Here is a 23,091-nt window from a genome sequence, read left to right on the forward strand (position 1 = left end):
GTTGCAATGAGCGAACGGACCTATTCTCAAGTTAATACAGGAATCAGCGTACGTGAGGCCAGTTTTGTCAGTCCCAGTCAGTTCGAGCAGTTGCTTGCAAGTCCCTCCAGTGAGAGCCGAGAAGGCTTGCTACAAGGGACACCTTATGCTTTAGACAGCCACGAGATCAAGGATTTAGCAGCCCTTGAAGAGCGTCTGATGACAGCCTTGTTGGCGGAATACCAATGGGCTTTTGAGGTAAGCCCTCAGTCAGACTTGGTTAGCCTGTTTACCTTGAAATACACTTATCACAATCTCAAGGTATATCTGAAAAACAAGGCGACAGAGCGCAAGTTGGGGCATTTATTGATCCCCATCGGTCCTTATTCTCTTGATGTGCTCGAGCATTTGGTGGCGACCTTTTCTGCGGAGCATTGTCCGACCTTTATGGCGGAAGAAGTGGCTGCAACTTGGCAAGAATTCCAAGACTATCAGGACTTGCGGGTCCTCGAAATCGGGATGGACTTAGCTTATTTTAAACACCTGAGATACTTAGGAGACAGTCTAGATCATCCGATTTTGAAGCAGTTGGTAGACGTGACCATTGACTTTTACAATGCGATTACGGTCAAGCGGGCCTTGGATCAGCAAAAACCGCATAGTTTTATGCACCAATTGCTCTCGGATGAAGGAAGTCTCAGTGCCCATCAGGTGATCGACCTGCTAGAATCGGGTCAGTGGTTGACCTGGTTTTATCAAGTCAATCCGCTGGAGTACGATCTCGCCTTAGAGAATTATGAAGAAAAGATGCGCACCGGTCAACTCAAGACCGTAGAGTTGGAGTATTTAGAAAGTTTGGTGAAATTCAGTCTTCTAGACGCTGGCCGTTTTGAAGTCGATGGACCACTCCCTCTTGTTCGTTATCTTTACGGAAAAGAGTTAGAGGTGACCAATCTTCGTTTGGTCCTCTCTGGTTTGGACAATGGTTTTCCGCTAGCAGAAATCAAAGAAAGGATGAGACCGATTTATGGACAAACAGACCTATAAGATCGCAGTTGTGGGCAATCGGGACGCCATCCTTCCTTTTCGCCTGATTGGCTTTCAAACCTATCCGATCACAGAGCCGCAAGAAGCGATCAATACCTTGCGAAAACTCAGTCGGGAAAACTTCGGGATTATCTACCTGACAGAGGATATTGCTCAGGCCATTCCAGAAACAGTGGCTTTTTACGACCAGCAGCTGACACCAGCCTTGATTCTTATCCCGACCCATAGAGGGACTACAGGACTGGGCCAACAGCGGATTCGTGATAATGTCGAAAAAGCAGTAGGACAGGATATTTTATGAGAACAAATGAATTTGGTCAAGCGATTGGCGATGCACTGCCGGAGTTTACACCGGGGCGCTTGCCAGCTATTGAGCGGATCGAAGGTCGCTATACCGTGATCGAGCGCCTGTCAAAAGAAAAACATGGAGCAGATCTTTATCAGGTTTACGGGCCGGCCTCTCCAGCAGCGATGTGGACCTTTCTATTTAAAGGTCCTGCCCGCAATGAAGAGGAGTGGGACCGCTTATTAGATGATCTCATGACAGCCCAAGGTCGCTTTTACTATGCGATTGTAGACAAAGATTCAGGCAAGGCTTTGGGGACATTCTCTCTCATGCGGATCGATCAAGCCAACAGGGTGATCGAAGTCGGAGCAGTGACCTACTCATCAGCACTCCAAAAGACACGCATGGCTACGGAAGCCCAGTATCTGTTAGCGCGCTACGTGTTTGAAGATTTAGGCTACCGCCGCTATGAGTGGAAATGCGATGCCTTAAACCAAGCATCTCGCAAAGCAGCTGAGCGCTTGGGATTCACCTATGAAGGCTGTTTCCGTCAGGCTGTTGTTTATAAAGGTCGTACCCGCGATACAGACTGGTTGTCTATCATTGACCAAGAATGGCCAGCAATCAAAGAGCGCTTCGAAGCCTGGTTGGATCCAACTAATTTCGATGCCAATGGCCAACAAAAGCAATCTCTAAGAGAGATAGCACAAAAGTAAAACAAAGAAACAAAGGATTCCCAGGAGGAATACATGACTCAAGGAAAAATTATCAAAGTTTCCGGTCCCTTGGTGGTTGCATCAGGGATGCAGGAGGCCAATATCCAAGATATTTGCCGGGTTGGCGATCTTGGTTTGATTGGCGAAATTATTGAGATGCGGCGGGATGAAGCCTCTATCCAAGTATACGAAGAAACATCTGGAGTCGGTCCAGGAGAACCAGTGGTAACAACTGGAGCTCCCCTTTCTGTCGAGTTGGGACCAGGCTTGATCTCTCAGATGTTTGACGGGATCCAACGCCCCTTGGAACGTTTCCAAGAAGTCACCGCCAGTGACTTCCTCGTTCGTGGGGTGCAAGTTCCTAATCTAGATCGTGACACCAAATGGACCTTCGAACCAAGTGTAGCAGAAGGAACTGAGGTAGTCGCAGGAGACATCGTTGGTACCGTTCAGGAGACCAATATGGTGGAACACCGCATCATGGTACCGTTCGGTGTCAGTGGACGTGTGACCAAGATCGCAGCAGGTTCTTACACAGTAGAAGAGCCGGTCTATGAGATCGAGCAGGCAGATGGTAGCCTCTTTACTGGAAGTCTGATGCAAAAATGGCCGGTTCGTCGAGGCCGTCCCTTTGCACAAAAACTGATTCCGGAAGAGCCTTTGGTTACCGGTCAACGGGTTATTGATACCTTCTTCCCTGTAACAAAAGGTGGAGCTGCAGCTGTTCCTGGTCCTTTCGGAGCTGGAAAGACCGTTGTGCAACACCAGGTGGCCAAGTTTGCCAACGTAGACATCGTGATCTACGTGGGTTGTGGGGAACGTGGAAACGAAATGACGGACGTTCTGAATGAATTTCCCGAATTGATCGATCCAACAACTGGTCAATCCATCATGCAACGGACCGTTCTGATCGCCAACACTTCGAACATGCCAGTAGCGGCGCGGGAAGCGTCCATCTATACAGGGATCACCATTGCGGAATATTTCCGTGATATGGGCTATTCCGTTGCCATCATGGCCGATTCTACATCGCGCTGGGCAGAAGCTCTTCGTGAAATGTCTGGTCGTCTAGAAGAAATGCCAGGGGATGAAGGCTACCCGGCCTACCTTGGTAGCCGGATTGCTGAGTACTACGAACGGGCCGGTCGAGTCAAGACACTCGGAACCACTGCGCGTGAAGGCTCTATTACGGCGATTGGTGCCGTTTCTCCTCCGGGTGGAGATATCTCAGAGCCGGTGACCCAAAACACCCTGCGGATCGTCAAGGTCTTCTGGGGACTAGATGCTCAGTTGGCGCAGCGTCGTCATTTCCCAGCCATCAACTGGTTGAGTTCTTATTCCCTTTACCAAGATGAGGTGGGCCAATATATCGATCAGCATGAGCAGATTAGCTGGGCAGAAAAAGTGACCCGCGCCATGAACCTGTTGCAAAAAGAGAGTGAATTGCAAGAAATCGTCCGCTTGGTTGGTCTTGATTCCTTGTCTGAAAAAGACCGCTTGACCATGAATGCGGCCAAGATGATCCGCGAAGACTACCTGCAACAAAATGCCTTTGATGAGGTCGATACCTATACCTCTTTCAGCAAGCAGGTGGCCTTGTTGACCAACATTTTAACCTTTGACCAAGAAAGTCAAAAAGCGTTGGAATTAGGGGCTTACTTCACAGAAATCATGGAAGGAACCGTGGCTCTTCGGGACCGCATTGCCCGTAGCAAGTTCATCCATGAGGATCAGTTGGCAACCATCCAAGCCCTGAAAGAAGAAATCGTAGAAACCCTACACCAAATCGTCGCAAAAGGAGGAGTAGACAATGAGCGTGATTAAAGAATACCGTACTGTCAGCGAAGTTGTTGGCCCCTTGATGATTGTCGATCAGGTCGAAGGGGTTCACTACAATGAACTGGTAGAAATCAAGCTTCATGACGGAACGACCCGCCAAGGACAAGTCCTCGAAGTCCAAGAAGACAAGGCCATGGTCCAGCTCTTTGAAGGATCTAGCGGGATCAACTTGGAGAAAGCCAAAGTCCGCTTTACCGGACGTCCCCTAGAACTTCCTGTGTCTGAAGACATGGTCGGACGCATCTTTAGCGGGATGGGGAAACCCATCGATGGCGGTCCAGAGATTATCCCAGAGAAGTACTTGGACATTGATGGACAAGCCATTAACCCTGTTTCGCGGGACTATCCGGATGAATTTATCCAGACAGGAATCTCAGCCATTGACCATTTGAATACCTTGGTTCGGGGCCAAAAACTCCCAGTATTCTCAGGTTCTGGTCTTCCTCACAAGGAGTTGGCGGCTCAGATTGCTCGTCAAGCGACGGTTCTTAATTCTGAAGAAAACTTCGCCGTGGTCTTTGCGGCCATGGGGATTACCTTTGAAGAAGCCGAGTTCTTTATGAACGACCTTCGGGAGACAGGTGCCATTGACCGCTCGGTCCTCTTTATCAACTTAGCTAATGACCCCGCTATCGAGCGGATTGCCACTCCTCGGATCGCCTTGACAGCTGCCGAATATTTGGCCTATGAAAAAGACATGCACGTCTTGGTTATTATGACCGATATGACCAACTACTGTGAAGCCCTTCGGGAAGTATCCGCTGCCCGCCGGGAAGTTCCAGGTCGTCGGGGTTATCCAGGTTATCTCTATACCAACCTCTCAACCCTCTACGAACGTGCAGGACGCTTGGTTGGAAAGAAAGGATCTGTGACCCAAATTCCGATCCTCTCTATGCCAGAAGATGACATCACCCACCCCATCCCTGACTTGACAGGCTACATCACCGAAGGTCAGATTATTCTGTCCCGCGATCTCTACAATAGTGGTTACCGCCCACCGATCAATGTTCTTCCATCCCTTTCTCGTTTGAAGGACAAGGGTTCTGGTGAAGGCAAGACTCGGGAAGACCATGCGGCGACCATGAACCAGCTCTTTGCGGCCTACGCCCAAGGAAAACAAGCCAAAGAACTGGCTGTAGTGCTTGGGGAATCTGCCTTGTCAGATACCGACAAGCTCTATGTTAAATTTACAGACCGCTTTGAGCAAGAATACATCAACCAAGGTTTCACTACCAATCGGACGATTGAGGAAAGTTTGGATCTCGGTTGGGAACTCTTATCCATCCTTCCACGAACAGAGCTTAAACGGATCAAGGATGAGATGATTGACAAGTATCTGCCAAACAAAGAGGATTAGCCTATGGCACGATTAAATGTAAAACCAACTCGGATGGAGCTCAATATTCTCAAAGAGCGCCTCAAGACAGCAACCCGGGGGCACAAGTTGCTCAAGGATAAGCGGGATGAACTCATGCGTCGCTTTATTGAAGCTGTGCGAGAGAATAATCGTCTGCGCCAAAAGGTGGAGGCAGCGCTGGTGGGCAATATGCAAGATTTCGTGATGGCCAAGTCCTTGGAGAGTGACCTCATGGTAGAAGAAATCTTTGCCGTTCCCACTCGAGAAGTGATGCTACACATCGAGGAAGAAAATGTCATGAGTGTGCGCGTGCCCAAGCTCCATGCCCGTATCGATAATCCATACGGAGATGATGAAGGGGACGTGGTTTATAGCTACCTCGCCTCCAACAGTCAAATGGATAGCACGATCCAAGAAATGGGGGATCTACTCCCTGATTTGCTCAAGTTAGCGGAAATCGAAAAAAGCTGCCAACTCATGGCAGATGAAATCGAGAAAACCCGCCGTCGAGTGAACGGACTCGAGTATGCGACCATCCCAGACCTCAAAGAGACTATCTATTATATCGAAATGAAACTCGAAGAAGCCGAACGCGCCAACCTCGTCAGAATCATGAAGGTAAAATAAGATACATCAAGATACAAAGCCCGTAAAAAGCAAAGTGAAAATAGGGAGCAGGACAGAAGCACTGTTGTATAGAATGCTTCGTTGTCCTGCCCCCACAAGGCTGATTAGGATTTTTCCGAGCTCTTAAAGCGAGAGAAAAATCCAATCAGCTACTGTGTCTTTGAAGTTAGTACTATTACAGTTTGCGTTTATCACACAGCATTTAGGGCGTGTTCAGTTATAAGATACAAAGCCGTAAAAAGCTATGTTCAATTACTTAAAAAATACAAGAACCTCATCGAGGAACCGCTCCTTGATGAGGCTTTTTTTGCGCCCTCGAACTCTTCTTCCAGGACCCTAATTTTATGTTACTAGTTTGTAACAATGTGACAAGAAAGACGAAATGTTACAAGAAAAATACAGTTTTGTTAAATAGCCAAAAAGGCCTTTTATTATTTTTAAATTGTGATAAGATAGTATGGTAGTTCATTTGTCCAAGAAAATCTTGAGCAAAAAAACAAAGAAAAAAGAGGATAAAAGATGAAATTAAAAGTTAATACGAAAGCCTTGATCGCTTCAACAGTAGCTCTTGCAGTGATTCCCTTTACAAAAGCCACTGCAGAAACACTTGAAGATTGGGTAGCTCGCTCAGTAGATGAAATCAAACATGATATCCAACAAAGCGGTGAAAACCAACAAACTTACACTGTTAAATACGGCGATACATTGAGCTCTATCGCAGAAGCACTAGGAATCGATGTCCATGTGTTGGCAAACTTGAACAACATCAGTAACATGGATTTGATCTACCCAGGTACTGTATTGAAAACAACAGTAAACGATCAAAAAGAAGTAACTTCAGTTGAAATCCAAACTCCTCAAGTAGGTGCGACAGACGCAACCGTTGCAAGTGCCGACTTGACAACGAATCAGGTGACAGTAGCTGATCAAACAGTCGCTGTCAACGATTTGTCAAAACCAGTAAACGAAGATAACAAAGCTGTACCAGTTGCACCTTCAACAGAAGAATCTCCAGCCCAACCAGCGGAGGCTCCAGTTGTTGAAGTTCCAGCAGCAGAAACACCAGCTCAGCCAGCTGTTCCAGAAACACCAAGCTACGGTGCTCCAGCTGTCAATGTTGAAATTCAAAATCAAGAAGTTGCACCAGCGGCTCCTCAATCTGCTCCAGCCGCAGAAGCAGCTCCTGCTGAAACACCAGCACCAGCAGAGGAAGCTCCGGCAGCACAACCTGCAGCAGTAGAAACTGCAGCTGCCCCTGAAGTGCAACCAGTAGCATCAACTCCAACATCTGCAAATGCTATTCCAACTGATCCAAATCTTCAACCGCAAGCGGAAGCTTTCCGTCAAGAAATTGCAGCGAAATTCGGTATCACCAATATCGGAGGATATCGTGAAGGGGATCCAGAAGACCATGGTAAAGGGCTTGCAGTAGACGTGATGGTTCCAACAAATTCAGAGCTTGGAGATCAAGTTGCACAGTATGCGATTGATAACATGGACCGTGCAGGTATCTCATATATTATTTGGAAACAACAATTCTACATGCCAGTAAATAACATTTACGGACCAGCTAATACATGGAACCAAATGCCAGACCGCGGTGGAGATACAGCTAACCACAACGACCACGTACATATCTCATTTAACGGATAATAAAACTATTGAACTAGGCCTAGAGCTTAGTTCTTTTTTTGTGTGCTTGAATTTACAATAAAAGTGCACAAAAAAACCGGAAGACGAATCTTCCAGCCGGTCAATGGTTATAAAATATGATCGACTTTTTCCACCTGATAAAGGGCAATCGCCATGATAATGGTTAAGACCAGTAGCATGAGGATAGCTGGTGTCCAAGAGCGGAAGAGAGATTTGCTGTATCCAAAGAGAATAGGACCAAAAGCAGCAAAGACGTAGCCTCCTGTTTGGGCAAGACCAGAAAGTTGAGCTGTCTTTTCAGGTGTACTGGATTTCATGGAGAAAGCGACCATGAGGTAAGGAAAGAGCGAACTAACGGAACTTCCTATCAGGGCATTGATGACGAGCCAGTAGAAGAAGTTGCTGGTCGGGATTAAGAGCATGGCTACTCCCAGAATCCCTGCTCCAACAACAATGGCAAGCATCAAGCGTCGATTGCGATCGGATAACCGTGTCGTTAAACTTGGGATCGTCAAGGAGAATGGGAGACTGATCAAGGTGAACACTGAGGCAAGTAGTCCAGATTCAACCTTTGAAAGGCCAGCTTGAACAGCCATGGTCGGAAGCCAAGTCATACTTGTGTAGAAAAGTAATGACTGCAAGCCTCCAAAAATCATGATAGCCCAGACATATTTATTGGTATACCATTTGTTACTAGCTTCAGCAGTAGCAGCCTTTTTGAGACGGTGGTTGTAGCGAAGGTTAGGAATCCAGATGACCAAAGCAAGAGCGCACAAGGCAGTCAAAAGAGTCACTAGACCTTGCCAAGAAGTGGCTTTGGTAATAGGAACCGCTACAGAAGAGGCGATCGCTGTGGACATCCCCATAGAGGTGATGTAGAGAGTTGTTAGCACACCGAGTTGCTTAGGCCGATTGGCCTGAATCAAGCTTGGAAGCAGAACATTGAGAAAGGCAATACTTGCTCCAATCAAGATGGTTCCCAGATAGAGAAAGGGAAGATTGATAATCCGAATGGCAGATCCGATCGTCATTGCGATCAAAACAAGAAAGAAGAGGCGCTCAATTCCTAATTTTTGAGCAAACTGAATCGCAAAAGGTGAGAAAATGGCAAAGGTAAGAAGGGGCAAGCTAGTCAATAGTCCCAGAGAGCTCACATCAACCCCCAAACCAGCTGCGATGTCAGACAAGACCGTCGGAAGTGTAGTAAACGGTGTTCGTAAAACAATCCCAAGCATAATGATGCCCGGGACGAATAACATAGAATGTGTTTTTTTCATAAATCCTCCTCAGACAAAAATTCTCTTCATTATAACATAGATTGAGCACAAATTGGAGTAATAATACAAATGAAGGAGAAGGATTGTAGTTCTCACTGTTGTTCGAACTGCGTCAACGTACCTAAGCTCACTAACGTTTGCTAAAGGAATAAGGAACGTAGTTCTCACTACCGTTCGAACTGCATCTACGTACCTAAGCTCACTAACGTTCACTAAGGTACGTAGAGAAAAAGCCACCGGTTTTGGTGGCTCTTATAGGGAGATTATTATGAAAAAGTTTAGGATTTTCTATCAAACAAAGTTAGGAGGTCTTTATTTGATGGTTTTATTATAAGGCGGTTTGCTTAAAGAAAACTTAAGAAAAGGTTGTGTTTAAAAAATAGGTCTTAAGTCTGACAAAATGCATTAATCATCATTCCAAACAGTAAAATTGCTTATTCCATTCTAAAGATCGTAGTTCTAACTGTCGTTCGAACTGCGTCAATGTACCTAAACTCGCTGATGCTCGTAAAGGTACGTAGAAAAAAGCCACCGGTTTTGGTGGCTCTTATAGGGAGATTATTATGAAAAAGTTTAGGATTTTCTATCAAACAAAGTTAGGAGGTCTTCATTTGATGGTTTTATTATAAGGCTCATTTCTTAAAGAAAACTTAAGAAAAGACACGGTCTATAAGAATCGGTCTTAGGTCTGATAATTTTTTTACAACAGACTCTATTTAGATTTTTTTCTAAATAGAGTTGACAAACCCATCCGAAAGTACTAGAATCTATTTAGAAAGATATCTAAATAGATTAGAGGAGATAGAGAATGAATTTTGCGCAAACATTTAAAGCTTTATCGAATCCGATAAGAAGAAGTATCTTAGAACTGCTAAAGGCGGGGAAGTTATCTGCTGGTGATATCGCTGGCCACTTTGATGTAGCAGGAGCGACCATTTCCCATCATTTAAACCTCCTCAAGCAGGCAGATTTAATTCGAGAGGAAAAAGAGAAGAATTTTATCTACTATGAACTCAATACTTCTGTCTTGGAGGATTTAATGGTCTGGCTCGTTGATTTGAAAGGAGACTCTACTGATGAAAACGAATAAAAAACTATTGCTATTAACTTCTATGGTGATCCTTTTCCCCATGCTTTGGGGGCTGATGATTTGGTCGCAATTACCTAACCAAATCCCGATTCACTTCAATTTTGCTGGCCAGCCCAATAACTTCCAATCGAAACCCCTGGTTGTGTTTGGTCTTCCTATTTTCGATCTCATGGTGCATCTGTTTATGATCTTTATGATCGGTCGCGATTCTAAGAATAGCGCTATGAATGAAAAAATGATCAGAGCGATTTACTGGTTGACCCCAATCGTTTCCTTAAGTATCTCCTATCTCATCTATAGCAAGGCGCTTGGATCTACTACCAATCCATCTGTTTTTGTTTCGGTGTTGCTGGGTCTTATCTTTGTGATCATGGGCAATTACATGCCTAAGTTGAAAGTGAATCACACGGTTGGAATCCGTCTGCCTTGGACCTTACAGAGTGAAGATAACTGGCACAAAACCCATCGCTTGGCAGGGAAGTTGTGGGTCCTCGGAGGTTTGATTCTTCTACTTGAAGCAGGCCTTCAATTCGCGCTTTCTTATGTATTGGTGCTGGTCATCCTCGCCATTGTGTTTATCCCTGTGATGTACTCTTATCAATTAAGTCGGAAAAATCGTTAGTATGAAAAATGTAAAAACCAGTGGAAATCCGTGTTAGGATTACTTCCACTGGTTTTTATAATGCTTGATTTCATCGTTTTCTTAGCCAAAATAAGTTGAAAAAAGAGCGCACCAATACGTTATTTTAAAAATCAAATTTTATAAAAAGTGATATTACATACACCTTTCTAGGTTATCTAACTAGGTCTCTGTAATCCAATGTAATAAAAGCTAAGATATGCTACAAATAGAACTTATTAAATATATTAATTAAACATTTTTAATGGTATAATAACATCAAGTAGTAATATTATTGGAGTTTAAATGAATATTCGAGAACAAAAAAAGCAGGCTATAGAATTTATTAAACGCTGGGAAAATAGAGGAAATGAAAGACAAGATAGTCAGTCATTTTGGCTTGACTTACTTCAATCTGTTTATGAAGTGGAAAATCCAAGCGAGTATATCACTTTTGAAGATAAAGTGATGCTTGACCATACTAGTTTTATGGATGGCTTTATTGATAAGACAAAAGTATTGATTGAACAAAAAGGAGCGGATAAAGATTTAAATAAAGCTATAAAACAGTCTGATGGGACTTACCTTACACCGTTTCAACCAGCTAGACAATACAAAATTTAATGATTTCAATAATCGCCTTGAAGGTTTTGAGAAACTTTTTAAAGACAAATATTATTTTACCCATCCCGAAGATTTTAGCTCAATCTTTAGCATTTTGGTAAAGTATGGAAAAAGTACAAGTAAATATATTTTATCGAAAGGAGAGATATATGAGTGAAATAGTTATTAATGCTCAGAATTTATCTAAAAATTTTTATAATTTTGATTCAAGACTCCCATTTATCAAGAGATTTTTGAAACGTAATCAAATAACGATTCGAGCTGTTCAAGATATTAGTTTTACGATTAAGAGAGGGAGTATAGTTGGCTTTATTGGGAGTAATGGAGCTGGTAAATCCACAACGATTAAAATGTTGACTGGGACTCTTTATCCTAGTTCCGGAAAATTAGAAGTGAATGGAGAAATTCCATTTAAAAGAAGTATAAATTTTAGAAAAAAAATTTCAATAGTAGTAGGAAATAAATTACAGTTATTTCAAGATGTTTCGGCTATGGATTATTTTCAATTGATTGGTACTTTATATGAGGTAGAACCGGCGATTTTACAAGAACGAATTCAGGAATTAAGCAATTTGTTGAATGTAAAAGATCAGCTTTACCAGCAGGTCCGGACCCTCTCTCTTGGACAAAAAATGAAAATGGAGTTTATCGCGGCATCTTTAACAAGTCCGGAAATATTATTTTTAGACGAGCCTACTATAGGGTTAGATATACAGTCTAAAAAAGATATCAGAACATTTTTAAAGAAAATGAATGAAGAATGTCATACTACTATTATTTTAACGAGTCATGATATGGATGATATTTCGTCTGTTTGTGACGAATTAATCGTCATTGACAAAGGAAAAATTATTTTGCAGGAGTCAATGGATGTTATTTTATCTAAATTTTCTGATTTTAAATATTTAAAGATAAAAATGACATTAGATTTGGTACCAGAGTTATGCTCTGTTAAAGGAGTAGTAGTCATTTCTCAAACAAAATCGGAATGTATACTAAAAATACCTAGAGATTTTGTCTTTGAGACATTAGAATCAATCAATAAGCTTGTAGATATAGAAGATTTTGAAATATCAAATCTTTCTTTAGAAGAAATTATTTTACAAAACTATTTTACAAAAAAGGAGCACAATTGAAAAAAGAAATGTCTATTATTCTGATATCATTTCGATCTATTTTGAACTATAAATCAAGTGTACTATTGTTAATGTTACAGGCAAGTATACAAATTATGATATCAGTATTTTTATGGACGTATATATATCAGAGTAACCAGATAAATATAGCAGGATATGATTTTACCTCAATGGTTCAATACTATTTGGGGACTATAATTTTTTCATATTTTGTTTTTTATCCAGTTGATTGGGAAATCAATGACGATGTTCATTCAGGAAATTTTTTTAGCATATTAATAAAACCTGTTACTTTTTATAAGTATTATTTTTGTAAAATGCTTGGAGATAGGCTTGCTCATTTATTATTTATCATCATTCCTGTCATTTTATTCTCCAGTGTTTATTACAAGAATGAGTTATTAACCATTGAAATTCTTATTTTAGGAAGTATTGCAATTATTCTATCTATGGTTCTATGGTTTTTAATATCATGTTGTGTAGGTATGCTTTCTTTTTGGTTAGAAAATATATTTTTTGTCCTTACTGTTAAAGAAATAGTAATTCAGTTTTTATCAGGAATATTATTGCCTTTAAGTTTTTTTTCAAATAATTTTCGTCTGTTTTTAGATGTATTACCTTTTAAATACTTAGTATATGAACCGCTTCAGATGTTTAGTAATGATACATATAAATTAATAGACTATTTGAGAATTATTTGTATTCAATTGATTTGGTGCATCATTTTTTATATTATATCAAGATTCATATTGAGAAAAGGAGTGGAGCACTTCTCAAATGTGGGAGGATAAAATGTTTAGAATAAAAGTAATTTTTAGGCTACTTCATTTTGGTTTTAAATCTGATATGAATTTTCATTTTGACTTCTTTTGTGGTCTATTTTCGTCGATACTGTGGATTGGTTTACCTATTGTATTTTTTAGATTGATTTTCTTAAACATAGACTCTTTTAATGGTTGGGACTATTATCAAATTTTATTTTTGGTAGGTTCCTACACTATTGTAGATGGAGTTATGATGGGATTGTTAATTAGAAGTATGGGAATTTTAGAATCAGATATTTTGAGTGGTAACTTGGATCAAATTTTATTGAGGCCGTTTGATACTCAGTTGTTCTATATTTTTAGATCATTTAATTTAGTTCAATTCGTGAATACTTTTTTTGGTCTTGCGATCATTTTTATAAGTTATGGAAATTTAAATGTACATTTAAATTCATTAAAAATATTATTTTATATCCTTTCTTTAATGTGTGGTTGTATTATATATTATTCAATTTGGTTTCTAATAACGATTAGTTCATTTTGGTTCCCAACTAAATTTTCAAAAGTAGATGTATTTTTGAATTATATTGGAATTTCTAAGTATCCATATAATATTTTTACAGGTATTAACAGATTGATCACTATGTTATTTGTTCCCAATTTATTAATTGCCAATCCTGCAGTATTAATATTTTTAGGGAAAGATACATTGAACCTATTTTTCTATCAAATAGTTTTTACAGTTTTTTTGATTATTATCAGTCGTACAATTTTTAGAAAAGGATTGAAAAAATATGAAAGTGCAGGAAGATAAACAATGTTGTTCAGTTATATGTTTGACTAAAGGAAGTGATTCGCTGTACTTTGTTTTGTGGTCATTGAAACATCAGATAATTATAAACTATAATTTAAAGAATAGTATTATTAACTTATAGGTGCTAAGAAAAAATTTAAAGAAATTCCCTCATTCAATCAAACTTATTCATATTTTTTAAAATAAGAAAATAGTTGGATTTTGATGATGGTTGATATAAAGCTAAACTGAAAGTACCTGAAATCCAACTGTGTCAAACCAGGCTTGAAAAAAGCTCGTAAAGCATCACAATTTAGTAAACGTTAAAACTTACTTAAACTTATTGAAAGCATTTCGTATCAAAAATACGGGATGCTTTTTCTGTTCACCCCAAATTTTTGTAACTAGGTGATACTTGAAATTAATACAAATTTGGTTGTTTTTGATAAATCTAAGCAACACTAAATGATGAAGTGAAAGGGGATGAATCTTTGATAGTATTCATTTATTGTGAAATATGATATATTTATTAATTAGATGGATGAATACTTCTAGAGTTAAATATAGCATAATAGGGACAGACTTTTTGGTTTATTTTTGTTTGTAGTCGGATTATGAAAGAATATCCAATATTATGCGATAAGATAGAATGTTACAAAAAAGAAAGGGGATGCAATCCGATGAAGAAAGACAGATTAATTGTATTGACAGATGCTGTTCTAGCAATTATTATGACCATCTTGATTTTAGAGTTAGAAAAACCAACAACACCAAGTCTTGAAGCTTTTTGGGATTTACGGCAAAATTTCTTTGCTTGTTTTCTTTCCTTTTTCTGGTTGGGATCGTTATGGATGGCACTAAACACATTATGGGAAAAGGTTGAGAAAATTTCCTCAGAAATTATTTGGTGGAATTTGTTTCTACTCTTGGAGCGGCAGGAGTTCTCTTTGGAGAATTTCATGCCATCCAAGATACCAGTCTGAATGATGTGGTGGACCGGATCTATATAAATGTCAAGGATTTACCGTTTCAGTCCTTGGGAGCTTTAGCTAATATCCTGTCTGATGTTAAGAAGGGACTGATTCAAGACAGTCATATCTGGTCTTTCTTCCAGTCATTTTTCAAACAATATCAGTTGATAATCAGCTTAAATCAGATCTATCAGTTTGTCTATCTTTCTCTGATGGAGATCATGTCCTATCTTCACTTTGATTATTGGAAAAAACGGCTCGGTCAGGAGCTAGTATGAATAAGGAGAACAAATGAGACGTTTAAAAATGTTATGGCATATTATACAGGTTACGGGTTTTACTCGGTTTGCTCTGAGTTTTGTGACCTTTGTTTTTGGGTCAGGAGGCGTGCTTTTCCTAGTTGAACCTGCTATCACAAATTACGGAGACGGTCTTTGGTATGCTTTTGTGACTTCGACGACTGTCGGCTACGGGGATCTCCTAGCTGTGACCTTGATTGGAAGGATTACCAGTGTCTTCTTGACGATTTATGGGCTCATATTTTTTGGCTGTTTATCAGCTGTTATTATTAATTATTATACCGATTTAAATAAGGAAAGAGGAGAGGACAAATGACTGCCAATTATTCAACACGGGAATACCGTGAGAAATTATACGATGACCTTCATGTTCGATTGAGAGATACAGCGATTTTGATGTGTGCAATTTTTATTGCCTCTATCGGTCTAAATATGAATTCAACAGCTGTTATTATTGGAGCCATGTTAATTTCACCTCTCATGACACCGATTGTTGGACTGGGATTCGGTTTTAGCTATTTTTGATACGCGTTTAATCAAGCAATCTCTAGAGGTTTTATTGACTCAAGTGTTGGTCAGTTTGCTTGTCTCGACTCTGTATTTCTGGATTTCTCCCTTGTCTTATGCAAGTAGCGAGTTGATCGCACGAACCTCTCCAACCATTTGGGATGTTCTCATTGCTATTGCTGGTGGGATTGCTGGTGTGATCGGTTCAAGGAAAAAAGAAGCAAACAATATCGTGCCAGGAGTAGCCATTGCTACAGCTTTGATGCCGCCTATCTGTACTGCTGGCTATGGTTTAGCTAATGGGAATGTACGATTTTTATTGGGGGCTCTCTATCTTTTCTTGATCAACTGTGTCTTTATCATGCTAGCCAACATTGTTGGAACAAGAATTTTGATGAGAAAATCTCCTTTAACTTCATTTAAAGAGCTGAGCATTAAAATGAGAATTGGCTTGATTTCTTTGATTGTATTGTTGATTCTTCCAGCTAGCTATTCGGCAGTTACTCTGACAATAGAACAAGCGCGCAAAGAAGGGATCAAACAGTTTGTAGGAAAAGAGTTCGCCAATTATACGGTTATTAATCAAGTCTACAAGTCAAGTAACAATGAATTGGTCTTGACGGTTGTTGGAGATCCGATTTCAGAAGAAGAATTAGAAACACTCCACCAAAAACAAGCCTCTTACGGTATTCAATCTGTTCAATTGAAAGTGAATCAAGTTCAGAACTCGCCAACATTAGATAGTGAAGCGACCAAGGAATTTTATGAAAACATTGACAAGTATATTGATCAAAAACTCTCTGAAAAAGATTCACAAAACGATCTCGTAAAAGAAAATGAAGCAGACAAGGATTGAGGACAATGAACTGAATAGGTTTTTACGCCGTGTTTTTCTTGTATCTTCCTCTTTCTTACTTATAGCAGGTTGTTTTTGCTTGAATAAGAAATAAATTAGAAGTTCTATCATCTAAGAAAAATGATGAAAAAAATCATTTAACTAATGGTGTGAACGTTTAGTGTTTATCAGCTCCATTCTCTGTAATTTTGGGGGTAAAATCCACACCATTTAGATAAAATTAGTTGAATTTGATTGGAAAAACGCTTTTATAAAAGCGGAGAAAAGTCTTGATATTACGCTGTTTTTAGTCCAACTGAAATTCATACTTTCCAAACCAGGTCATACGATCTGTGAGAAAAAGAACACATAACAAAAAGAGGAGCTTCACAATAAAGTTCCTCTTCTTTTATATATCCGAATCATTATTCTTATTTCAAAAAAGGTAGTGAAAAAGGTAGTGATTCGGTTGATTTATATTGCAATGTAGTGAAATTTAGAATTTCAAGAATCGCTTAAAATCAAGGTTTCTAACATCTATTGACGTGTAGTGAACCCCTATTTCACCTCTGTAAACACAACGTGTTTGCGAAGTTTTGGTGAGTATTTCTTCAATTGAAGACGGTCTGGAGTGTTACGTTTGTTTTTAGAAGTAAGGTACAAGCGTTCACCAGATTCTTTGTGTTCAAGTGTAATATTTACGCGCATGGTATCTCCCTTCTATTATTCAGCTGATGCAGCTTTAGCGATCTTACGTCCTTTGTAGTATCCTTTAAGTGATACACGGTGTGAACGTGAGTAATCTCCAGTTGCTTCGTCAAAGTTTACAGATGGAGCTGTTACTTTGTAGTGCGTACGACGTTTGTTTTTCTTCGCTTTTGATGTGCGACGTGCAGGTACTGCCATTTCGTTTTTCTCCTTTTAAGATATAAATTCAATTAGGTTTGATTTTCATCAACTGTAACAGTATAACAAAACTTTTTTGTAAAGTAAAGTTACTTGACAAAAAAATTGAAATTTTTGAAAGAAACTTTTCTGTCGTCTGTCCCTTCAAAGTCCTTGCCTATCTTTGTGGCCTCTTTTATGCTATAATGGTAAAAAATGAAACGAGAGGAATGACATGACAGAATTAGACAAACGCCATCGTAGTAGTGTCTACGATAGCATGGTAAAATCTCCCAACCGTGCCATGCTTCGCGCGACGGGAATGACCGATGAAAGCTTTGAAAAACCGATTGTCGGAGTGATTTCGACATGGGCGGAAAATACCCCTTGTAACATCCACCTTCATGATTTTGGAAAATTGGCCAAAGAAGGTGTGAAAGATGCAGGTGCTTGGCCGGTCCAATTTGGCACCATTACGGTTGCGGACGGGATCGCTATGGGGACACCAGGGATGCGCTTCTCCCTAACGTCACGTGATATCATTGCGGATTCTATCGAAGCGGCTATGGGCGGTCACAACGTGGATGCCTTTGTAGCCATCGGGGGCTGTGACAAGAACATGCCTGGTTCGATGATTGCCATTGCCAATATGGATATCCCAGCGATCTTCGCTTATGGTGGTACCATTGCACCGGGTAATCTGAACGGCAAGGATATCGACTTGGTTTCTGTTTTCGAAGGAATTGGGAAGTGGAATCACGGCGATATGACCGCTGAAGAAGTGAAGCAATTAGAGTGTAATGCCTGCCCTGGCCCTGGTGGCTGTGGGGGTATGTATACGGCCAATACCATGGCGACAGCGATCGAGGTCCTTGGGATGAGCTTACCAGGTTCATCTTCTCACCCTGCTGAATCAGCGGATAAGAAGGCCGATATCGAAGAAGCAGGTCGTGCTGTTGTCAAAATGCTTGAAATGGGACTGAAGCCATCTGATATCTTGACCCGTGAAGCCTTTGAAGATGCGATTACAGTGACCATGGCGCTTGGTGGTTCTACCAATGCCACTCTTCACTTGCTCGCTATTGCTCATGCGGCCAATGTGGATTTGACGCTTGAAGACTTCAACGATTTCCAAGAGCGCGTGCCTCATTTGGCGGACTTGAAACCTTCAGGAAAATATGTCTTCCAAGACCTTTACAATGTCGGTGGTGTGCCAGCTGTCATGAAATACCTTCTTAAGAATGGTTTCCTTCACGGGGATCGCATCACCTGTACTGGTAAGACTGTTGCAGAAAACTTGGAGGCCTTCGCTGATTTGACACCAGGTCAAAAAGTTATCATGCCACTTGAAAATCCAAAACGTGCGGATGGTCCATTGATCATCTTGAAAGGGAACTTGGCTCCAGAAGGGGCGGTTGCCAAAGTATCAGGTGTGAAAGTTCGTAACATCACTGGTCCTGCTAAGGTCTTTGACTCAGAAGAAGCTGCCATTGAAGCCGTTCTTTCGGATGAAATCGTGGATGGCGACGTTGTTGTTGTTCGTTTCGTAGGTCCTAAGGGTGGTCCTGGAATGCCTGAAATGCTGTCCTTGTCATCTATGATCGTTGGGAAAGGCCAAGGAGACAAGGTGGCCCTCTTGACAGACGGCCGCTTCTCAGGTGGGACTTATGGTCTCGTTGTTGGTCACATTGCGCCTGAAGCTCAGGTCGGTGGTCCGATTGCCTACCTCCACACAGGAGATCTGGTAACGGTTGATCAAGATACCAAAGAAATCACCATGCACGTCTCAGACGAAGAGTTGGCGAAACGGAAGGCGGAAACAACCTTGCCACCACTGTATAGCCGTGGGGTTCTCGGTAAATACGCCCATATCGTTTCTTCCGCATCACGTGGTGCTGTGACCGACTTCTGGAATATGGAACAGTCTGGTAAACAGTAATTACAAGGACGACTTTGTCCAAAGAGAGAGTGGGACAGAAATCGGTAATTCGTTAAAATTCGATTTCGTCGTCCCACCTCCGCACAGTTGAGTAGGGCTGTAAAAGCTGATGAAATCAGTGTAGTAGAGCCTACTCAACCACTGCGTCTTGCTCGACAATCCAAAAATAATTGAGAGGCTAGGACTTTTGTCCCAGCCTCTTTTTTGGCTCAAAGTCGCTATTTTTAACCCTATCGCTGAAGCGTATGAATATTACTTTTTGGGGGATTTGAGTGTATCATCTGTCATTTTTCTTGTAAATCCGTCTATAATTTGCTATAATTGTGACTAATCGAATCAATCCTTTAATACTGTCCAGAGAGGCAGGCAAGGAGCTATGGAAATGAAAGGCCTGGGAAGACCAGCCTATATTTTGTGTATCTCCTTGTTGTGGGGGATTTTTTTGTATAGTTGAAAAGTGGTTTGATCAAAAAAGAAATCGTCGATGATGGAAGTAGGGAGTGCATCCTTACGATTTGGTCATCGAAGGTAGACGTTTTTGTTCAGCCATAGCTTGTCGCATCTTAATTTTAGGAGGTTTTTACGATCGTGAATGACGTTAAATATGATGTGAATGATATGCCAAAACCTGGTTTATTGATTGGTTTATCTTTCCAGCATTTGTTTGCCATGTTTGGGGCGACAGTGCTGGTGCCGATTTTGGTTGGGATTGATCCTGCCATTGCTTTGTTCTCATCTGGTTTGGGGACCTTGGCTCACTTGACAGTGACCAAGTATAAGATTCCTGCTTACATGGGGTCTAGTTTTGCTTATATTGCAGCGATGCAAATGCTGATGAAGACAGATGGAATCGCAGCAGTTGCCCAAGGTGCTATGGCGGGTGGTTTGGTCTACTTGTTTGTGGCTCTGATTGTTAAGTATGCGGGTAAAGATTGGATTAATAAGGTCCTTCCACCAATCGTGGTTGGTCCCATTATCATGGTAATTGGTTTGAGTCTTGCGAAGAATGCCGTCACTGATGCGACAACCTTAAATAATAGCTACAGCGGCTATGCTCTATTGATTTCGATGGTGACCCTCTTTGCGGTTATCCTATTTAACATGTATGGCAAGAAGATTGTCGGTGTCGTCCCAATTTTACTTGGATTAATTGTGGGCTATATTTTCTCATTGGCTCTTGGTTTGCTGACAGGACATAGTTTTGTCAATTTCTCAGAGGTAAGTGCGGCGCATTGGATTCAAGTTCCAAACTTTGACATTCCATTTGTGGATTATAGCTTTAAACTCTATCCAAGTGCGATTTTGACTATGGCTCCGATTGCCTTTGTGACCATGACGGAACATTTTGGCCACCTCATGGTTTTAAATAGTTTGACGGAGCGTGATTACTTCAAGGATCCAGGGCTTGACCATACGCTTACTGGTGATGGCTTGGCACAGATTATTGCTGGATTCTTTGGAGCTCCTCCGGTAACTTCTTATGGGGAAAACATTGGGGTGATGGCCCTTAGTAAGGTCTACTCAGTTTACGTTATTTCAGGCGCAGCAGTGATTGCGGTTGTCATGAGCTTTATTGGGAAGCTATCAGCACTCTTGCACTCTATTCCAACTCCTGTATTGGGAGGTTTGTCTATTGCCCTCTTTGGGGTTATCGCTGCTAGCGGTTTGAAAATTTTAGTTGAACATAAGATTGATTTTGATAATAAAAAGAATCTCTTGATTGCAAGTGTGATCTTGGTATCAGGGATCGGTGGTTTGATGATTGACCTTGGTGGTCTTCAAATCACGGGTGTGGCAACGTCAACAATTCTTGGAATTGTGTTGTACCAAATCCTTCCAGAACCAAAAACTGATGAGGCTTAGTTTGTTCTGGTAGTGAAAAAGTTTGAATGGATTCAAACATTATAAAAACGAGGAACAAACTCTGATGGCAGAGTTTGTGTTCCTCGTTTTTTTATTGTGGATTGGATTCCCAAAGAGGCATTCCTTCATTAGTTGGCTGCATTTTTTAAAAGGTAATGCTTGTTATCGTGGTGGAAGACCAAGGGCGATGCGCCCGTATCGGCTGATTCGTGTAATTTTCCAAGCGGGTGACCAAGTTACTTCAACCTTGACATCTTCGATCCCCTCGATTTCTTTTAGGCGAGCGACGATTTCGATCGGAAGGCTCTCAGCACAGCTACAAGCCGTATCGGTAAAGGTCATAACCACCTTGCAAGTGCCGGCTTCATCTAGATGGATCTCGTAGATCAGTCCCAGATTATAAACATCTAATTCAACATCGGTATCAAATACAAGCTCCAATTTTTCGATTAATGACTTCTCTAGGGCCAGGGCGCGGTCATTGATTTTGATATCCTCTCTCATCGCAAGATCCTTTCAGTGTAGTATGGCTTCCATTTTCTCATAATTCGGCTGATAAGGCAAGAAGAGAAAGAGGTTTTGAACGTGTCGAACGAAGGAAATTCGGTCCAGTCTCCATTTCTCTTCGAATTTGTGGTAAAATAGAGGCAAAAGTAAGACAAAGGATGAAGGCTATGAAATTACAAAAACCAAAAGGGACCCAGGATATCCTTCCTGGCGATTCAGCGAAATGGCAATATGTAGAAGGCTTTGCACGCAAGGTCTTTGCGCGATACAATTATGATGAAATCCGCACACCGATCTTCGAACATTATGAAGTCATCAGCCGTTCAGTAGGGGATACGACGGATATCGTTACCAAAGAAATGTATGATTTCTATGACAAGGGAGACCGTCATATCACGCTTCGTCCAGAAGGAACAGCTCCTGTTGTCCGCTCCTATGTAGAAAATAAACTCTTTGCGCCTGAGGTACAAAAACCAAGTAAGTTCTATTACATAGGCCCAATGTTCCGCTATGAACGTCCTCAAGCAGGTCGTTTGCGTCAATTCCACCAAATTGGGGTAGAATGCTTTGGATCGAGCAATCCTGCAACGGATGTCGAAACCATTGCCATGGCAGCGCAATTCCTGAAAGAATTAGGAATTGACAATGTGACCTTGCACTTGAACACATTGGGAAGCCCTGCTAGTCGTCAGGCTTATCGTCAAGCCTTGATTGATTACCTCTTGCCAATGAAGGATCAATTGTCTAAGGACAGCCAACGTCGCTTAGAAGAAAATCCGCTTCGTGTCTTGGATTCAAAAGAAAAAGAAGACAAGGCGGCGGTTGAACAGGCTCCTTCCATCCTAGACTATCTTGATGAAGAAAGCCAAGCGCATTTTGATGCGGTTCGTCGGATGTTGGAAGACTTGGGAGTAGCCTATGTCATCGATACCAATATGGTGCGTGGCTTGGATTACTACAACCACACGATTTTTGAGTTCATTACAGAAATTGAAGGCAATGAATTGACAGTCTGTGCAGGTGGTCGCTATGATGGGTTGGTGGAATACTTCGGTGGCCCTGCGACAGCTGGTTTTGGATTTGGGATCGGTGTGGAACGGATCCTTCTCGTTCTTGAAAAGAAAGGCATTGAATTACCGATCGAAACAGGCCTAGATGCCTACATCGCTGTCCTAGGAGATGAGGTCAATGAAGCAGCGCTTAGCTTGGTTCAAGCCCTTCGAATCCAAGGCTTCAAGGCAGAACGTGACTATCTTGGACGCAAGCTCAAGGCGCAATTTAAGTCAGCAGATGTCTTTGCGGCCAAAGCCTTGATCACCTTAGGAAGTAGTGAAGTTGAGAGCGGTCAAGTTACTGTGAAAAATAACCAAACTCGTCAAGAAGTAACGGTGGCTCTTGAAAGCTTGAAGAAAGACTTCCCATCTGTTTTAGCAGAGTTGGGATTGGCTTGATCAAGTCTTGCAGGCACCTGTAAAACA

Annotated in this window: 22 protein-coding genes and 2 pseudogenes; 20 read left to right on the plus strand and 4 right to left on the minus strand. The window is 41.3% G+C overall.

All coding sequences use genetic code 11. From position 1 onward, the window contains the following. Nucleotides 1–6 precede the first annotated feature (6 nt). The 7 genes from SM122_RS07950 to SM122_RS07980 all read left to right on the plus strand — a co-directional run bounded on the left by SM122_RS07950 (nt 7) and on the right by SM122_RS07980 (nt 7,504). Nucleotides 7–1,026, plus strand: coding sequence for a V-type ATPase subunit (locus SM122_RS07950; RefSeq protein WP_324737946.1), 1,020 nt, complete (start codon nt 7–9; stop codon nt 1,024–1,026). Then, a complete protein-coding gene (locus tag SM122_RS07955; protein WP_155169861.1) occupies nt 1,007–1,327 on the plus strand; it encodes a V-type ATP synthase subunit F in 321 nt (106 codons plus the stop codon). Before SM122_RS07950 ends, SM122_RS07955 begins: the two co-directional genes overlap by 20 nt. Continuing rightward, nucleotides 1,324–2,028 (plus strand): GNAT family N-acetyltransferase, encoded by a 705-nt coding sequence (locus SM122_RS07960; RefSeq protein ID WP_155169858.1) that lies wholly within the window; start codon nt 1,324–1,326, stop codon nt 2,026–2,028. The genes SM122_RS07955 and SM122_RS07960 overlap by 4 nt, the downstream gene beginning before the upstream one ends. Before the next feature lie 33 nt (nt 2,029–2,061). Continuing rightward, a complete protein-coding gene (locus tag SM122_RS07965) occupies nt 2,062–3,852 on the plus strand; it encodes a V-type ATP synthase subunit A (protein WP_324737947.1) in 1,791 nt (596 codons plus the stop codon). Continuing rightward, the gene (locus SM122_RS07970; RefSeq protein ID WP_155169852.1) at nt 3,839–5,224 is read left to right on the plus strand and encodes a V-type ATP synthase subunit B; all 1,386 of its coding nucleotides are present in this window, start codon (nt 3,839–3,841) and stop codon (nt 5,222–5,224) included. Before SM122_RS07965 ends, SM122_RS07970 begins: the two co-directional genes overlap by 14 nt. A gap of 3 nt (nt 5,225–5,227) precedes the next feature. Next, nucleotides 5,228–5,851 carry a V-type ATP synthase subunit D gene (locus tag SM122_RS07975; protein WP_003002380.1) on the plus strand — a complete coding sequence of 208 codons (624 nt, stop codon included), beginning with the start codon at nt 5,228–5,230 and terminating at the stop codon, nt 5,849–5,851. 519 nt (nt 5,852–6,370) lie between these two features. Next, nucleotides 6,371–7,504: a LysM peptidoglycan-binding domain-containing protein gene (locus SM122_RS07980; RefSeq protein ID WP_324737948.1), complete on the plus strand. Its 1,134-nt coding sequence runs from the start codon at nt 6,371–6,373 to the stop codon at nt 7,502–7,504. Nucleotides 7,505–7,611: 107 nt separating this feature from the next. Here the strand turns inward: SM122_RS07980 and SM122_RS07985 are convergent, their stop codons facing one another. Beyond that, nucleotides 7,612–8,781: a CynX/NimT family MFS transporter gene (locus SM122_RS07985; RefSeq protein WP_324737949.1), complete on the minus strand. Its 1,170-nt coding sequence runs from the start codon at nt 8,779–8,781 to the stop codon at nt 7,612–7,614. A gap of 808 nt (nt 8,782–9,589) precedes the next feature. Between SM122_RS07985 and SM122_RS07990 the strand changes: the two genes are divergently transcribed. The 10 genes and pseudogenes from SM122_RS07990 (at nt 9,590) to SM122_RS08035 (ending at nt 16,440) form a co-directional block, all read left to right on the plus strand. Next, entirely contained in the window at nt 9,590–9,871 is a 282-nt protein-coding gene (locus SM122_RS07990; RefSeq protein ID WP_247920018.1) for an autorepressor SdpR family transcription factor, read from the plus strand. Then, nucleotides 9,858–10,493, plus strand: coding sequence for an SdpI family protein (locus SM122_RS07995; RefSeq protein WP_049504172.1), 636 nt, complete (start codon nt 9,858–9,860; stop codon nt 10,491–10,493). Before SM122_RS07990 ends, SM122_RS07995 begins: the two co-directional genes overlap by 14 nt. A 303-nt stretch (nt 10,494–10,796) precedes the next feature. Next, a pseudogene (locus SM122_RS08000) lies at nt 10,797–11,105 on the plus strand (type IIL restriction-modification enzyme MmeI); the annotation flags it as partial. Between the two features lie 158 nt (nt 11,106–11,263). After that, nucleotides 11,264–12,250: an ABC transporter ATP-binding protein gene (locus SM122_RS08005; RefSeq protein ID WP_003010129.1), complete on the plus strand. Its 987-nt coding sequence runs from the start codon at nt 11,264–11,266 to the stop codon at nt 12,248–12,250. Further along, nucleotides 12,247–13,041 (plus strand): ABC transporter permease, encoded by a 795-nt coding sequence (locus tag SM122_RS08010; protein WP_003013825.1) that lies wholly within the window; start codon nt 12,247–12,249, stop codon nt 13,039–13,041. Before SM122_RS08005 ends, SM122_RS08010 begins: the two co-directional genes overlap by 4 nt. Nucleotide 13,042: 1 nt before the next feature. Beyond that, nucleotides 13,043–13,828: an ABC transporter permease gene (locus tag SM122_RS08015; RefSeq protein ID WP_003013947.1), complete on the plus strand. Its 786-nt coding sequence runs from the start codon at nt 13,043–13,045 to the stop codon at nt 13,826–13,828. A gap of 659 nt (nt 13,829–14,487) precedes the next feature. Beyond that, nucleotides 14,488–14,790 carry a TMEM175 family protein gene (locus tag SM122_RS08020; RefSeq protein WP_004240734.1) on the plus strand — a complete coding sequence of 101 codons (303 nt, stop codon included), beginning with the start codon at nt 14,488–14,490 and terminating at the stop codon, nt 14,788–14,790. After that, complete coding sequence (locus SM122_RS08025; protein ID WP_000397556.1) at nt 14,715–15,056, plus strand: hypothetical protein; 342 nt, start codon at nt 14,715–14,717, stop codon at nt 15,054–15,056. The genes SM122_RS08020 and SM122_RS08025 overlap by 76 nt, the downstream gene beginning before the upstream one ends. Nucleotides 15,057–15,069: 13 nt before the next feature. Continuing rightward, nucleotides 15,070–15,393: a potassium channel family protein gene (locus tag SM122_RS08030; RefSeq protein ID WP_001253404.1), complete on the plus strand. Its 324-nt coding sequence runs from the start codon at nt 15,070–15,072 to the stop codon at nt 15,391–15,393. Next, nucleotides 15,390–16,440 (plus strand): annotated as a pseudogene (locus SM122_RS08035) (DUF389 domain-containing protein). The gene SM122_RS08030 and the pseudogene SM122_RS08035 overlap by 4 nt, the downstream one beginning before the upstream one ends. Before the next feature lie 537 nt (nt 16,441–16,977). On the opposite strand, the gene rpmG reads toward SM122_RS08035, so the two are convergent. Together rpmG and rpmF are read right to left on the minus strand one after the other, a co-directional pair. Then, on the minus strand, nt 16,978–17,127 hold the full coding sequence (gene rpmG / locus SM122_RS08040; RefSeq protein WP_001265622.1) for a 50S ribosomal protein L33: 150 nt from the start codon (nt 17,125–17,127) through the stop codon (nt 16,978–16,980). Between the two features lie 15 nt (nt 17,128–17,142). Then, nucleotides 17,143–17,325, minus strand: coding sequence for a 50S ribosomal protein L32 (gene rpmF / locus SM122_RS08045; RefSeq protein WP_003009516.1), 183 nt, complete (start codon nt 17,323–17,325; stop codon nt 17,143–17,145). A gap of 214 nt (nt 17,326–17,539) precedes the next feature. On the opposite strand from rpmF, the gene ilvD reads away from it, so the two are divergent. Both ilvD and SM122_RS08055 read left to right on the plus strand, forming a co-directional pair. After that, nucleotides 17,540–19,243, plus strand: a complete 1,704-nt coding sequence (gene ilvD / locus SM122_RS08050; RefSeq protein ID WP_045760146.1) for a dihydroxy-acid dehydratase — start codon at nt 17,540–17,542, stop codon at nt 19,241–19,243. 588 nt (nt 19,244–19,831) lie between these two features. After that, nucleotides 19,832–21,106 (plus strand): uracil-xanthine permease family protein, encoded by a 1,275-nt coding sequence (locus SM122_RS08055; protein ID WP_195327428.1) that lies wholly within the window; start codon nt 19,832–19,834, stop codon nt 21,104–21,106. Between the two features lie 162 nt (nt 21,107–21,268). On the opposite strand, the gene SM122_RS08060 is transcribed toward SM122_RS08055, so the two are convergent. Next, nucleotides 21,269–21,610, minus strand: a complete 342-nt coding sequence (locus SM122_RS08060; protein WP_013904437.1) for a metal-sulfur cluster assembly factor — start codon at nt 21,608–21,610, stop codon at nt 21,269–21,271. A 170-nt stretch (nt 21,611–21,780) separates the two neighbouring features. Between SM122_RS08060 and hisS the strand changes: the two genes are divergently transcribed. Further along, nucleotides 21,781–23,064, plus strand: a complete 1,284-nt coding sequence (hisS, locus tag SM122_RS08065; protein ID WP_003010893.1) for a histidine--tRNA ligase — start codon at nt 21,781–21,783, stop codon at nt 23,062–23,064. Nucleotides 23,065–23,091 lie beyond the last annotated feature (27 nt).

Origin of the sequence: Streptococcus gingivalis (genome assembly GCF_035544715.1) — a bacterium.
Lineage (GTDB): Bacteria > Bacillota > Bacilli > Lactobacillales > Streptococcaceae > Streptococcus > Streptococcus gingivalis.